Below are 14,465 nucleotides of genomic sequence, written 5' to 3'. Positions count from 1 at the left end.
CTGCGTCGGGGACTCGCAATGTACGTGAGGGGATCGGGGTGGTGCGCGCCCGTTTCAGAGTGCGGAAGCCAGTGAACGCCTGTACGCCACGCAGTCCTCGTACTTCGGCAGGATCCCCAGCTCCAGCGCCTGGGCCAGGGTCGGCGCCTGCTCGTCCTTCGCCGACAGTTCCGGCTCGCCGGACACCGGCCACCGGACGCCGATCTCCGCGTCCAGCGGGTGCAGCCCCCGCTCGCGCTGCGGGGCGTACCCCTCGGAGCACAGGTAGGTGACCGTCGCGCCCTCGGTCAGCGCGCAGAAGCCGTGGCCGAGGCCCTCGGAGAGGTAGACGGCGTTGCGCGTCTCGTCGTCGAGGCGGACGCCCTCCCACTTGCCGAAGGTCGGGGAGCCGACGCGGATGTCGACGATGACGTCGAGGACGGCGCCCTTGACGCAGGTCACGTACTTGGCCTGGCTCGGGGGGACGTCGGCGAAGTGGATGCCGCGCACGACGCCGGCCGCGGAGACGGAGAGGTTGGCCTGCCGCAGGTCGAGGGCGTGACCGACCGCCTCCTCCATGCGCTCGGCCTTGTACAGCTCCATGAACATGCCGCGGGAGTCGCCGAACTGGAGCGGCGTGAACTCCCAGGCGCCCTCGATGGACAGGGGGGTGACCTTCATGGCAGGTCCTCTCAGGCGCCGTAGGTGAGCAGGTCGATGAGGTAGTCGCCGTAGCCGCTCTTGGTGAGGGGCTCGGCGAGGGCGCGCAGCTGCGCGTCGTCGATGAAGCCCGCGCGCCAGGCGGCCTCTTCGAGGCAGCCGATCTTCATGCCCTGGCGTTCCTCGACGACGCGGACGAACTCGGACGCCTGGACGAGGGACTGGAAGGTGCCGGTGTCGAGCCAGACGGTGCCCCGGTCGAGGACGGAGACGTGGAGTTCGCGCCGTTCGAGGTAGTACTTGTTGACGTCGGTGATCTCCAGCTCGCCGCGCGCGCTGGGGGTGAGGTTCTTGGCGATCTCGACGACGCGGCTGTCGTAGAAGTACAGGCCGGGGACGGCGTACCGGGACTTGGGCTGGGCGGGCTTCTCCTCGATGGAGCGGGCGCGGCCCTCCTCGTCGAAGTCGACGACGCCGTACGCGGTCGGGTCGGAGACGGCGTGCGCGAAGACGACGCCGCCCTCGGGTTCGGCGTAGTCCGCGAGCTGCCGGCCGAGGCCGACGCCGTGGAAGATGTTGTCGCCGAGGATGAGGGCGACGGGCTCGTCCCCGATGAAGTCCTCGGCGATGAGGAACGCCTCGGCGATGCCGTTCGGCTTCTCCTGCGTGGCGAACTCGATGTTCAGGCCCCAGTCGGAGCCGTCGCCGAGGAGCCGCTCGAACTGGGGTCGTTCGTCGGGTCCGGTGATGATCAGGATGTCCCGGAGGCCGGCCATCACGAGGGTGGTCAGCGGGTAGTAGATCATCGGCTTGTCGAAGACCGGCATGAGCTGTTTCGACACCGCACGGGTGATCGGCCACAGTCGGGAACCGGTACCACCGGCAAGCAGAATTCCACGCATGGACAAGCACCCTACGGCAGGTGGGGACCCCCGATTGTCCCGGCGGTGGCCTCATCGGGCACAGTTCCCACAACAAACGCGATGACAACAGCCGTGGAACAGTGCCCGGCATCCACGACCTAGAATGCGGGTTCTTATGAGGATTCTTGTCACCGGCGGCGCCGGCTTCATCGGCTCGCAGTTCGTGCGGGCCCTGCTTCTGAACGAACTGCCCTCGGGTGAGGGCGCGCAGGTCACGGTCCTGGACAACCTGACCTACTCCGGCAACCAGGAGAACCTGGCCCCGGTCGCGGACAAGGCGGGCTACACGTTCGTCCAGGGCGACATCCGCGACTTCGCCACCGTGGACGACGCGATGCGCGGCCAGGACGCGGTCGTGCACTTCGCGGCCGAGTCCCACGTGGACCGCTCGATCGCGGACGCCTCCCCGTTCGTCACGACGAACGTGCTGGGCACGCAGGTCCTGCTGGACGCTGCCAAGCGGCACGGCGTGGCCCGCTTCGTGCACGTCTCGACGGACGAGGTGTACGGCTCGATCAGCGAGGGCTCCTGGACCGAGGACTGGCCGCTGGCCCCGAACTCGCCGTACTCGGCGTCGAAGGCGGGCTCCGACCTGCTGGCGCTGTCCTACCACCGCACGCACGGCATGGACGTCGTCGTCACCCGGTGCTCGAACAACTACGGGCAGTACCACTTCCCGGAGAAGATGATCCCGCTGTTCACGACGAACCTGCTGGACGGCAAGAAGGTCCCGCTCTACGGCGAGGGCCTGAACATCCGGGACTGGCTGCACGTCTCCGACCACTGCCGGGGCATCGAGATGGTGCTGCGCGGCGGCCGGGCGGGTGAGGTCTACCACATCGGCGGCGGCACCGAGGTCACCAACAAGGAGCTGACCGGTCTCCTCCTGGACGCCTGCGGCGCGGGCTGGGACATGGTCGAGCACGTCACGGACCGGCTCGGTCACGACCTGCGCTACTCCCTGTCGATCGAGAAGATCCGCAGCGAGCTGGGCTACGAGCCGCTCGTCACCTTCGAGCAGGGCCTCGCCTCGACCGTCCAGTGGTACCGCGACAACCGCGCCTGGTGGGAGCCGCTCAAGGCGAAGGCGGCGCTTCCGGCATGACGCGCTGGCTGATCACCGGCGCGGGCGGGATGCTCGGCCGGGACCTCGTCGCCACCCTGAAGGGCTCGGCGCTGAAGGGCGAGGTCACCGCGCTGACCCGCGCGGACCTGGACATCACCGACCCGGCCGCGGTCCGTGACGCCGTCGCCGGCCACGACGTGGTGATCAACGCCGCCGCGTGGACCGACGTCGACGGCGCCGAGACCGACGAGGCCGCCGCGACCCGCGTCAACGGCGAAGCCGTACGCGTCCTGGCGCAGGCGTGCGTTCCCGGGCGCCAGAAGCTCATCCAGGTCTCCACGGACTACGTCTTTCCCGGGGACGCCGGCGAGCCCTACCGGCACGACTCCCCCACCGCCCCGCTGAACGCCTACGGGCGGGGGAAGCTGGTGGGTGAGGATGCGGTGAAGATGCTGCTGCCGGATTCCGGGTACGTCGTGCGGACGGCGTGGCTGTACGGGGCGCACGGCCGCAACTTCGTCTCGACGATGCTGAAGCTCGCGGAGTCCCGGGACACGGTCGAGGTCGTGGACGACCAGCGCGGCCAGCCGACGTGGACGGTGGCGCTGGCCGAGCAGATCGCGGCCCTCGGTGGGAGTGACGCCCCGGCCGGCGTCTATCACGGCACCGCGTCCGGTACGGCGACCTGGTTCGACCTGGCGCGTGCCGCGTACGAGCTGTCGGACCTGGACCCGGAGCGGGTACGCCCGACGACGTCCGAGAAGTTCGTGCGTCCGGCCCGCCGACCCTCGTACAGCGTCCTGGCGCACGACCGCTGGGACGCCGTGGGGATCGCTCGACAGCCGCACTGGAAGGACCAGTTGGCCCAGGCGCTGAAGGTGCTCGCGTGAGTCTGCTGGACCGGATCACGACCGCCCTGCCGTCCGGGACGGCGTTCGTCGGGGCGGGGACGGCGCTGCTCGGCATAGCGAGCTACGTGCATCTCGCGGCGGCCGGGCACACGCTCGACGTCGACGACATGGCGAGCTTCTCCGTGCTGTGGACGGTCGTGTCCTCCATCGGGCTCGGCCTGTTCTTCCCGGTCGAGCAGGAGATCACCCGGCTCGTGGCGTCCCGGGTCGTGCACGGCGACGGGGTGGCGCCGGTGCTGCGGCGCGGGGCGGCCCTGTCGCTGGGGCTGCTCGCGCTGGTGCTGGTGCCGCTCGGGGTGTTCAGCGGCAAGGTCGCCGACGTCTTCTTCCACGGCGACAAGGCCCTGGTCCTGGCCCTCGGCGGCGCCTTCGCGGCCCTCGCCGTCGCGTACGTCACGCGCGGCGTCCTGGCGGGCCTCGGCCGCTTCCAGGCGTACGGCACCCAGCTCGGCCTGGACGGGGCCTTGCGGATCATCCTGCCGGGGATCCTCGCGGTGGCCGGTGTGAAGTCGGTGTTCGCGTTCGCGGCGGTCCTCACGGTCGCCCCGCTGCTCGCGGTGCTGCTGACGATCAAGCCGGTGCTGAGCGGCAGCCACCACGGCACCCCGGCGCACTGGCGGGACCTGATCGAGCACCTGGGCCTGCTGGTCGGCTCGACGCTGCTGGCCCAGCTCCTCGTGAACATCGCGGTGATCAGCACCAAGCTGATCGCCACGAACGACGACGCGCTGGTCGCGGCGCTGCTGTCGGCGCTGGTCGTGGCCCGTGTCCCGCTGTTCGTGTTCGGGGCGTTCCAGGTGTCGCTGCTCGCGGGGCTCTCCTCGGCGGCGGCGGAGCAGGACTGGGCCGGTTACCGGCGGCTCCTGCTGCGGGCGGCGACGATCACCGGCAGCCTCGGGGTCGCGGGCGGCATCGGGGCGACCGCGCTGGGCCCGGCGCTGCTGCCGGCGCTGTTCGGGGCGCCGGACGTGCTGACGGCGGTGGACTTCGCGTGGCTGTCGCTCGGGACGACCCTGTACATGCTCGCGATGGTGCTCGGGCAGGCCCTGCTGACGAGCGGGGGCGCGCGCAAGCAGCTGATGGCGTGGGTGGTCGGCACGGCGGTGCTGCTGGCGGTGACGTTCAGCCCGCTGGAGCTGCGGACGCGGGTGGAGGTGGCGTACGCGGCGGGGTCTTTCGCTGTCGTCGCCTTCATGACACTCGTTGTTCGAGCTCGTGTAGGCTACCGTTCGCCGCACTGACGAGAGTGACCATCTTCCCCTCACTCTGGGTAGTCAATGTGACGGGCAGTGGATCACAGTCCGACGGCCCCCTTCTGTGGCCGTCCACCTTTTCGGAAGAGTAGACAGGCCCTCTAGCCATGCAACTGTGGATGCTGACGTCGGTGACCGGCGTCTTCCTGGTGCTCTGCATCGTGGAACTCCTGCGCCGCCGCAAGCTCAAGGAGAAGTACGCGTTCCTGTGGGTGTTCACCGGCATGGTGATCATCCCGCTGGGCTTCTTCCCCTCCGGCCTGGACTGGGTCGCGCGCAACGTCGGGGTCCGCTCGGGCGTGAGCCTGATCCTCTTCCTCAGCGTCGCCTTCCTGTTCATCGTCTGCCTCCAGCTCAGCTGGGAGGTGGGCCACCTGGAAGAAGAGGGGCGCACGCTCTCCGAGGAGGTCGCGCTGCTGCGCGTCGACGTCCAGGAACTGCGCCAACAACTGTCCGAGGGCGAGACGACCGTCGCCTCGGGGGACTCGGGGAGGCTCAAGTGATCGACGGCAAGCGCGTCCTGATCATCATGCCCGCGTGGAACGAATCCGAGGGCGTCGCCGACGTCATCAAGGAGGTCTACGCGACACTGCCGGGCGTCGACATCGTGGTGGTCGACGACGGCTCGGGCGACGAGACCGCGAAGGTCGCCCAAGGCGCCGGGGCGACGGTGATGAAACTGCCGTACAACCTCGGCGTGGGCGGCGCGATGCGCGCCGGCTACAAGTTCGCGCACGACCGCGGCTACGACATCGCCATCCAGGTCGACGCGGACGGCCAGCACGACCCGCGCAACGTCCCGGAGCTGATCGCGCGCCTCGACGCGGGCGCCGACCTGGTGATGGGCGCCCGGTTCGCGGGGACCGGCGAGTACGAGGCGCGCGGGCCGCGCCGCTGGGCGATGCTCGTCCTCGCGTTCTGGCTGTCGAAGATGGCCCGCACCAAGCTCACCGACGTGACCTCGGGCTTCCGGGCCTGCGGCCCTGATCTGATCGACGCGTTCGCCCGCTGGTACCCGGTGGAGTACCTGGGCGACACCGTCGAGTCGACGATCGCCGTGGTGCGCGCCGGGTACAAGGTCGAGCAGGTGCCGGTCGCGATGCGGGCCCGTACGACCGGGACGCCGAGCCAGTCGCCGTGGAAGGCCACGATGTACCTGGGCCGGATCGGCATGATCCTGCTGCTGGCCTTCAGCCGCCGTTCCGCGCTGGGGCCGGCGCGCAAGCGGTCCCAGCAGAAGTCCCCGGAGAAGTCCCTGGAGAAGCAGGTCTCGTGACCATCGACATCATGCTGCCGCACTACGGCGACACCGCCCTGATGCAGGCGGCCGTGCGCAGCGTCCTGGACCAGACCGACAAGGACTGGCGGCTGACCGTCGTCGACGACGGCCGCGAGCCGGACGTCCCCGAGTGGTTCGCCGCCCTCGGCGACGACCGGGTGCGCTATCTGCGCAACGAGGTCAACCTCGGCATCACCCGCAACTTCCAGAAGTGCGTGGACCTCGTCGAGGCCACGCATTTCACGATGCTCGGCAGCGACGACCTGATGATGCCGACGTACGTCGAGACGCTGCGCGCGGCGATCGAGGCCGAGCCCGGCGCCGCGATCTACCAGCCGGGCGTCGAGGTCATCGACGAGCACGGCAAGCCGGTGACGACGCTGGGCGACGAGGTGAAGCGGCGCCTGTACGCGCCGAAGACCAGTGACGGCAAGCGCCTGGTGCTGTCCGGGGAGCCCCTCGCGGCGAACCTGCTGGGCGGGAACTGGCTGTACTTCCCGTCGATCTGCTGGCGCACGGACGCGGTCAAGGCGGTCGGGTTCCGCGAGGAGCTGTCCGTCATCCAGGACCTGGCGCTGATCATCGAGCTGATCCGGCGCGGCGAGTCCCTCGTCGTCGACCCGGCGCCCGCGTTCCGCTACCGCCGCCACTCGGCGTCCCTGTCCTCCGCGGAGGCGGCGACCGGGTCGCGGTTCGGGGAGGCCGTCCGGTTCTTCAACGAGGTCGCCGACGACCTCGACCAGCACGGCTGGCACAAGGCCGCGAAGGCGGCACGCCGGCACCTGTCGATGCGGCTGCACGCGCTCACGATGCTGCCGGGCGCCCTGCGCCACCGCCGCTCGGACGCGGTGCGCAGACTCCTGGGGTACGCCCTGACGCGCGCCGAGTGAACGGCCAAGGAACCGCAAAGAACCATCTGATGTCCTGGGACTTGTGGAACCCCACTCCGCCGGGTCCCCTCCTCCACTCCGAGGCTCGTTCCTCCTCCCGTCGCGAAAGCTACTGACCCCATATGACTGCCACTGGCGCCGAAGACCGGTCCCCCCGTTTCAGCATCGTCGTGCCCGCGTACGGCGTGGAGGCGTACCTGCGCGACTGCCTCGACTCCGTGCTGGAGCAGGCGTACGGGGACTTCGAGGTCATCGCGGTCAACGACGCGTCGCCGGACTCGTGCGGCGAGATCATGTCCGAATACGCGGCGGCCGACTCACGGGTGATCGCCGTCCAGCTCACCGAGAACGTGGGCCTCGGCCGGGCCCGCAACGCCGGGATGGAGCGGGCGCGGGGCGAGTACCTGATCTTCCTGGACAGCGACGACGTGATGCTGCCGGGGTCGCTCCAGGCCATCGCGGGCCGTCTTGAGGACACCGGGGACCCGGAGCTGCTGGTCTACGACTACGACCGTACGTACTGGGACGGGCGGGTCACGCCGAACGCGAAGCGGGGGGCGCTCACGGACGCCCCGGCGGGCGCGTTCGCGCTCGACGACCACCCGGTGCTGCTGGAGCTGCTCCAGGTCGCCTGGAACAAGGCGTACCGGCGGGACTTCGTCGAGCGGTGGGGGTTCGTGTACCCGACCGGCTACTACGAGGACACCCCGTGGACGTACCCGGTGCTGGTCGCCGCCGAGTCCATCGCCGTCCTGGACCGGGTGTGCGTGCACTACCGGCAGCGCCGGCAGGGGTCGATCCTGTCCTCGGCGAGCCGTAAGCACTTCGAGGTCTTCGACCAGTACGACCTGGTCTTCGGGTTCCTCGCCGCGCACCCCGAGTTCGACCGCTGGCGCGGGCCGCTGTTCGAGCGGATGGCGTTCCACCTCGGGGTCATCGAGCGGATGCCGGGCCGGCTGCCCGCGGGCGCCCGTGCCGAGTTCCGCGGCCGCCGCCTGGAGGCCGAGCGCACCCACCGCCCGGCCGGCTACCGGGACCCGGCGAAGAAGCCCGCCAAGTCGGGCGTACGCCGGGTCGCGAACCGGCTGCCGAACCGGCTGCGCAGGCCCGCGCGGACCGCGTACCGGGCGGCGCGCAAGCTGAAGAAGCCGGTGCGGACGGCCGTCCTGATGGCCTACTACCGGGCGCAGCGGATGCTGCCGGTGAAGAAGGACACGGCGGTGTTCGCCGCGTACTGGAACGCCGACTACTCCTGCAACCCGGCGGCGATCGACCAGAAGCTGCGGGAGCTGGCGCCGAACGTGAAGCCGACGTGGGTGCTGAAGCCGAGCCCGCGCAACCGGCCGCCGGCCGGGACGCCGACCGTGCACCCGGGGTCGTTCGGGTTCTGGCGGGCGATGGCGCGCTCCCAGTACTTCGTCAACAACGTCAACTTCCCGACCAAGGTCGTGAAGCGGCGCGGCCAGGTCTTCGTGCAGACCCACCACGGCACGCCGCTCAAGCGGATGGGTGTCGACCAGGTCGAATACCCGCTGGGCGCCGCCGAGTTGGACATGCGGCTGCTGATGGACCGGGTGGACCGCTGGGACTACAGCGTCTCCTCCAACAGCTTCACGACCGCCGTCTGGGACCGCGCCTACCCGTCCACCGCGTACACGTCCCTCGACTACGGCTACCCGCGCAACGACGTCCTCGCGAACGCGACCGCCGAGGACCGCGCGAAGGCCCGCGCCAAGCTGGGTCTGGAGCCGGACGAGAAGGTCGTCCTGTACGCGCCGACCCACCGCGACTACCAGTCGACGCCGCAGCCCCTGCTGGACGTCGAGCACTTCGCGCACAGCATCGGCGCCGAGTTCACGGTCCTGGTGCGCGCCCACTACTTCAACCTCGACACGGGGCACGGCAACAGCGAGGGCGTCATCGACGTCAGCGGCCACCCGAACGTCGAGGAGCTGTACCTCGCCGCGGACTGCCTCCTCACGGACTACTCGTCCCTGATGTTCGACTTCGCGCTCCTCGACAGGCCGATCGTCCTGTTCGCCAACGACTGGGACGTCTACCGCGCCACCCGCGGCACCTACTTCGACATCCACTCCGTGTCCCCCGGTCCGGTGGTCGCCGCCCGCGACGACCTGATCGACGTCTTCCGCTCCGGCCGCTGGTCCGACGACACGTCCGCGAAGGCGCGCGGCGAGTTCCGGCGCCGGTTCTGCGAGTACGACGACGGGCGGGCGGCGGAGCGGGTCGTGCGACGCGTTTTCCTGGGGCAGGAACCGGAGCCTCCCGTGCGAGGCTAGTGCCACGGTGCCGGCGAGTCCGGTCATGTCCGTCATCGCCCGCCGCAGTTCCGAGAAAGGCGCAGTACCCCGATGCCTCCCCGTCTGTCAGTAGTCGTTCCCGTCTACAACGTGGAACTCTTCCTCGACGAATGTCTCCAGTCGATCGCGGACCAGACGTTCACCGACTGGGAGGCCGTGGTCGTCGACGACGGCTCGACGGACGGCAGCCTCGCGATCGCGGAGAGATGGGCGGCGAAGGACGACCGCTTCCGGGTCGTACCCCAGCAGAACCAGGGCCTCGGCCCGGCCCGCAACACGGGCGTCGCGCACCTCGCCGAGGGCACGGAGTTCATCGCGTTCGTCGACAGCGACGACATCGTCCTGCCGGACGCGTACGAGCGGTTCGTCGCGACCCTCGACAGGACCGGGTCGGACTTCGTGAGCGGCAACGTCAACCTGCTGAAGGCCGGCGAGATCCTCCCCTCCCCGCTGCACCAGAAGCGGCTGCGCACCGACCGCGAGCGCACCCACATCAGCCGCGACAAGGACCTCGTCTACGACCGCACGGCGTGGAACAAGGTCTTCCGCCGCTCCTTCTGGGACAAGCACCACTTCGAGTTCCCCGGCATCCTCTACGAGGACGCCCCGGTCACCCTCCCCGCGCACTTCCTCGCCAAGGCGGTCGACGTGCTGGGCGAGCCGGTCTACCTGTGGCGCCAGCGCACCGGCGGCGCCCCCTCGATCACCCAGCGCCGCACCGAGCCCGTCAACGTCCGCGACCGCATCCGCTCCTGCGACTCGGTGAGCCGGTTCCTGGCCTCGCAGCCCGGCGAGAAGTACGCGGCGCACAAGCGCTGGTACGACGAGATCTTCGTCACCGACGAACTCCCCCTGTTCATGGGCGTCCTGGACGAGGCGGGGGACGAGTTCCGCGAGCTGTTCATGACCGGCGCCGCCGACTTCCTCGGCCGCGTCGACCCGGCGGTCTTCCCCCGGCTGCCCGTCTCGCTGCGCCTGAAGTGCCACCTCATCCAGGAGAAGCGCCTCGACGAGTTGATGGAGCTCCTCGCCTACGAGCGCGAGACCGGCCGCGCGGTCCCCGTGGTCCGGCAGGGCCTCAAGCACTTCGCCGACTACCCGGTGCTGGCCGGCAAGGGCGCGGTGCCGCGCTCGGTGCTGCGCGTCGACACCGACTTCTCGGCGCGCGCCCGCGCGGAGGACATCGTCTGGGACGGCGGCAGGCTCCGCATCCAGGGCCACGCCTACATCCGCAACCTGGCCGCCGAGCGCCCCCAGCCGACCGCGCTGCGCGTCCTGATGCTGCGCGAGAACGGCAGCCGCCGTACGGTCCTGGTCCGCCCGGACCGCGTCCAGGCCGCGCGCGCCACGCAGACCTCCGGGCAGTCCCTGCACAACTACGACTGGTCCGGGTTCTCCCTCGACCTCGACCCGCGCAAGTTCAAGGCGCGCGGCGGCTGGCGGGACGGCACCTGGCGGCTGACCGTCGCCACCGTCCAGCAGGGCATCGTGCGCCGCACCCGCCTCAAGGCCGGCGAGAGCGGCAGCGCCGAGAGCCCCGTACCGCACTGGGTCGAGAAGGACGTGCGGGTCGTCCCGTTCGTCGCCGACGACCACATCTACCTGCGCGTCGAGCGCGTCCGCGCCAAGCTCACCGGGCACCGCGTCACCGACGGCGTCCTGGAGCTGACCGGCGCCCTCGGGCACGAGGCGGTGGGCGGCAAGCTGGGCCTGCGCCTCACGCACGGCTCGACGCAGGCGACGCTGGCGTACGGCGTCGAGCGCGAGGGGACGACGTTCACCGCGCGGATCCCGCTGGCCGACCTCGCCGTCGACGGCCGCGACCTCGCCAACCCGGACCTCACCGACAAGTGGACGGCCGAGCTGTCCGTGGACGGCCGCTTCCACCCCGTCGCCGTCGCCCCCGTCGAGGGCGGCCTCACCAGCCAGTACCCCATCGACGGCAAGCCCGTCTGGGGCGGGCGCACCGTCTGCGTCGCCGACGACGGCGTGGGCCGCCTCGCGCTGCGCACGCAGGCCGCGCAGCCCGCGATCACCGAGCTGTCCGTGGACCCCGAGGGGCGGATCACGCTCGTCGGGGCGCTGCCGGTGACGGTGGACGAGCCCGTCGAGATCGTCATGCGGCACAGCCGCCACTCCGAGGAGCACTCCGCCCCGGCCACCCTCGCCGACGGCGTGTTCCGCGCCGAGTTCCTGCCGGTGCCGGACAGCCTCAGCGAGGTCCCGCTCCGGCAGGGCCGCTGGTACCTGACCGCGCGCGCCGCCGAGAGCCGTACCGAGGTGCCGCTGCGGGTCGCGCCGGCCGCGCTCGGGGCGCTCCCGCTGCGGTTCGCCGTCCGGGGCCGGGACTACGCCCTCACCCACCGCTTCTTCGACCGCCTCCTCATCGAGGCGGCCCCCGACCTGCTGCCCGACGAGTTCGGCTGGTTCCGCCAGCGCGAGCTGCGCACGGGCGTGTACGCCGCCGCGCGCACCGCGCCGCTGCGCGACACCGTCCTGTACGCGTCGTTCTCCGGCCGCCAGTACTCCGACTCGCCGCGCGCGGTCTACGAGGAACTCCTGCGCCGGGGCGACGAGCTGGAGCACATCTGGGTCGTCGAGGACAAGCGCGCGCAGATCCCCGAGGGCGTGCGGGTGATCCGCCGCTGGAGCCGCGAGTGGTACGAGGCGCTCGGCCGCTCCCGGTACATCGTCACCAACACCCACCTCCCGCACTGGATCCGCCGCCGCGAGGGCCAGGTCGTCGTGCAGACCTGGCACGGCACCCCCCTCAAGCGCATCGGCCACGACATCGACAGCGTCCAGTTCGCCGACCGCAAGTACCTCACCAAGGTCGCCGAGGAGACGCCGAGCTGGAGCTTCCTCGTCTCCCCCAACCGCTTCTCCACGCCGATCATGAAGCGGGCGTTCCAGTTCGACGGGGAGATCCTGGAGTCCGGCTACCCGCGCAACGACCTGCTGCTCGCGCCGAAGACCGACGACATCGCGCGCAAGGTGCGCGAGCGGATCGGCCTGCCGGAGGGCAAGAAGGTCGTGCTGTACGCGCCGACCTGGCGCGACGACCAGTTCTACCGGGCCGGGAACTACAAGTTCGACCTCCGGGTCGACGTGAAGAAGGCCCGCGAGAAGCTCGGCGAGGACCACGTCCTGCTGGTGCGCAAGCACTCCAACATCGTGGACGCCGTGCCCGGCGCCGGGGACGGCTTCGTCTTCGACGTCTCCAGCTACCCGGACATCGCCGAGCTGTACCTGATCACCGACGTCCTGGTCACGGACTACTCCTCCCTGATGTTCGACTTCGCGAACACGGGCCGTCCGATGCTGTTCTTCACGTACGACCTCGAGTACTACCGCGACCAACTGCGGGGCTTCTACTTCGACTTCGAGCGGCAGGCCCCCGGCCCGCTGCTGCAGACCTCCGACGGACTCATCGACGCGCTCGGCGACATCGAGCGCATCCACGCCTCCTACGCCGACGCGTACACCGAGTTCAAGAAGATGTTCTGCGACCTCGACGACGGCCACGCCGCCGAGCGGGTCATCAACCGGATGCTGGAGCTCGCGCACCCCGACCGACCTGCCACGGAGCGTTGAGAGTGCCCACAGTCTCCTCGATGAGAAGCAGCCTGCAAACACGCTGGGAGCGGATCCCGCCCAAGCGCCGCATGCCCCTCACGGTGTACGCCGTCACCCAGTTCGTCTTCCTGCTGTGGTGGGCGGCGTTCTACCCGGGCGGGATGAGCTACGACTCCATCTCGTACGTCTGGCACGTCACCACCAACCACTGGATGTCCAACCACTCGGTGGCGTACGACGCGCTGGTGTGGCTGTCCATCAAGCTCACCGGTGACCTGGCGCTGCTGACGTTCGGCCAGTCCGTCGGCATGGCCGCCGCCCTCGCCTACGTCGCCGTCACGCTGCGGCACTTCGGGGTGCCCGGCAAGTTCAGCGCCGCCGCGGCCATCGCCTGCGCGGTGCTGCCGTCCATCGGCACGTTCACCATCTTCGTGTGGAAGGACGTCCCCTTCGTCATCGGCGCGCTCCTTGCGTTCGGTGCGGCGGGGCGGCTCACCGTACGGCGGATGCGGGAGCGGCAGGCGGTGCACGACACGGTGTTCCGCAACCAGGTCATCGTGCTGTTCGCCGGGTTCCTCATGATGGGGCTGTTCCGCAACAACGGGCTCCTCGTCGCCGTCATCGCCTGCCCCGTGCTGCTGCTGGTGCTGCCGAAGATGCGCCGGGCGATACTTGTCGCCACCGTCATCCCCGCGGTCGTCTCCGCCGGGCTCCAGCTGGTCATCTACCCCGCGCTCGGCGTCAAGACGCCGACCAAGGACCAGGTGTACGCCCTCAACTACGCCGACATCGCCGTCGTGTACGGCAAGGCGCCCTGGACGTTCACCGCCGCCGACAAGAAGCTCATGGCCGAGGTCGCGCCGCTCTCCCACTGGAGCGGACGCGCGGCGAACTGCTGGAACGCCGACTGGGCGATGAAGAAGCCCATGAACCGCACGAAGGCCGCCGAGCTCAACACCGAGCTCCTCGACCTGTGGGGCCGCGTCATGGAACGCACCCCGGACCAGCTGATCGGCGCGCGCCTGTGCCGCTCGCAGATCGCCTGGGGCATCTTCCCCGGCCCCAAGTCGATGGACGGCAACACCCTCATCTCCGCCCCGTCGGTCCCCAAGAACCTCTACGGCTGGGCCGACTGGAACCCGGAGATGGCCAACAGCCCCTACCGGGACGAGCTGAAGATCCGCCCCCTCAGCGACAGCCTCCACGACGTCGCGTACTTCGCGTGGAAGGCCAGCAAGGCCCCGCAGCTCCAGTGGCTCCTGTTCCGGGGCGCGTTCTGGTGCTACGCCGCGTACGCCGTCTTCTACGTCTTCTCCCGCCGCAACCGCACCTGGGCGCCGGTCGGCATACTCTCCATCCCCCTCGCCCTCCAGCTGACCGTCGTCGCCGCCAACCCGGCACCGCTGGCCCGCTACATGTTCGCCCCGATGTTCCTGGGCATCATGACGATCCCGCTGCTGGCTGCCCGGCCGAAGTGGGGGCGTACACCGGAGGGGGTATCCGTGGAGCCGTCGACGAAGGCTTCCGTGAAGAAGGAAGAAACCAAGCCGAAGGAGCCCCAGGCCACACCGGAGCCGGTCGCCTGAGGCACTCCGCACGGAAAGGGCCCG

11 protein-coding genes are annotated in these 14,465 nt (G+C 70.1%); 9 read left to right on the top strand and 2 right to left on the bottom strand.

Annotated features, from left to right (window positions below; all coding sequences use genetic code 11):
• Positions 1 to 54: 54 nt before the first annotated feature.
• Positions 55 to 660, bottom strand: coding sequence for a dTDP-4-dehydrorhamnose 3,5-epimerase (rfbC, locus tag ACLZOT_RS35665; protein ID WP_416973293.1), 606 nt, complete (start codon positions 658 to 660; stop codon positions 55 to 57).
• An 11-nt stretch (positions 661 to 671) separates the two neighbouring features.
• The gene (gene rfbA, locus ACLZOT_RS35660) at positions 672 to 1,541 is read right to left on the bottom strand and encodes a glucose-1-phosphate thymidylyltransferase RfbA (RefSeq protein WP_416973292.1); all 870 of its coding nucleotides are present in this window, start codon (positions 1,539 to 1,541) and stop codon (positions 672 to 674) included.
• A 136-nt stretch (positions 1,542 to 1,677) separates the two neighbouring features.
• Between rfbA and rfbB the strand changes: the two genes are divergently transcribed.
• From rfbB to ACLZOT_RS35615, 9 genes are all read left to right on the top strand, one after another.
• On the top strand, positions 1,678 to 2,667 hold the full coding sequence (gene rfbB, locus ACLZOT_RS35655; protein WP_416973291.1) for a dTDP-glucose 4,6-dehydratase: 990 nt from the start codon (positions 1,678 to 1,680) through the stop codon (positions 2,665 to 2,667).
• Positions 2,664 to 3,518, top strand: coding sequence for a dTDP-4-dehydrorhamnose reductase (rfbD, locus tag ACLZOT_RS35650; RefSeq protein ID WP_416973290.1), 855 nt, complete (start codon positions 2,664 to 2,666; stop codon positions 3,516 to 3,518). The genes rfbB and rfbD overlap by 4 nt, the downstream gene beginning before the upstream one ends.
• The gene (locus tag ACLZOT_RS35645; protein WP_416973289.1) at positions 3,515 to 4,780 is read left to right on the top strand and encodes a lipopolysaccharide biosynthesis protein; all 1,266 of its coding nucleotides are present in this window, start codon (positions 3,515 to 3,517) and stop codon (positions 4,778 to 4,780) included. Before rfbD ends, ACLZOT_RS35645 begins: the two co-directional genes overlap by 4 nt.
• Positions 4,781 to 4,899: 119 nt before the next feature.
• A complete protein-coding gene (locus tag ACLZOT_RS35640; RefSeq protein ID WP_059046202.1) occupies positions 4,900 to 5,295 on the top strand; it encodes a DUF2304 domain-containing protein in 396 nt (131 codons plus the stop codon).
• Complete coding sequence (locus ACLZOT_RS35635) at positions 5,292 to 6,068, top strand: glycosyltransferase family 2 protein (protein ID WP_416973288.1); 777 nt, start codon at positions 5,292 to 5,294, stop codon at positions 6,066 to 6,068. The genes ACLZOT_RS35640 and ACLZOT_RS35635 overlap by 4 nt, the downstream gene beginning before the upstream one ends.
• The gene (locus ACLZOT_RS35630) at positions 6,065 to 6,961 is read left to right on the top strand and encodes a glycosyltransferase family 2 protein (RefSeq protein ID WP_416973287.1); all 897 of its coding nucleotides are present in this window, start codon (positions 6,065 to 6,067) and stop codon (positions 6,959 to 6,961) included. The genes ACLZOT_RS35635 and ACLZOT_RS35630 overlap by 4 nt, the downstream gene beginning before the upstream one ends.
• 122 nt (positions 6,962 to 7,083) lie before the next feature.
• Positions 7,084 to 9,258 carry a bifunctional glycosyltransferase/CDP-glycerol:glycerophosphate glycerophosphotransferase gene (locus ACLZOT_RS35625; RefSeq protein ID WP_416973286.1) on the top strand — a complete coding sequence of 725 codons (2,175 nt, stop codon included), beginning with the start codon at positions 7,084 to 7,086 and terminating at the stop codon, positions 9,256 to 9,258.
• Between the two features lie 72 nt (positions 9,259 to 9,330).
• A complete protein-coding gene (locus ACLZOT_RS35620; RefSeq protein WP_416973285.1) occupies positions 9,331 to 12,873 on the top strand; it encodes a bifunctional glycosyltransferase/CDP-glycerol:glycerophosphate glycerophosphotransferase in 3,543 nt (1,180 codons plus the stop codon).
• Positions 12,874 to 12,893: 20 nt separating this feature from the next.
• The gene (locus tag ACLZOT_RS35615; protein ID WP_416973284.1) at positions 12,894 to 14,441 is read left to right on the top strand and encodes a DUF6020 family protein; all 1,548 of its coding nucleotides are present in this window, start codon (positions 12,894 to 12,896) and stop codon (positions 14,439 to 14,441) included.
• The last annotated feature ends 24 nt before the right edge of the window (positions 14,442 to 14,465 follow it).

Origin of the sequence: Streptomyces sp. 4F14, from assembly GCF_048159485.1 — a bacterium.
Classification (GTDB): domain Bacteria; phylum Actinomycetota; class Actinomycetes; order Streptomycetales; family Streptomycetaceae; genus Streptomyces.
The sequence above is the reverse complement of the archived record's forward strand: the minus strand, read 5'-3'. Positions and strand labels throughout refer to the sequence as shown.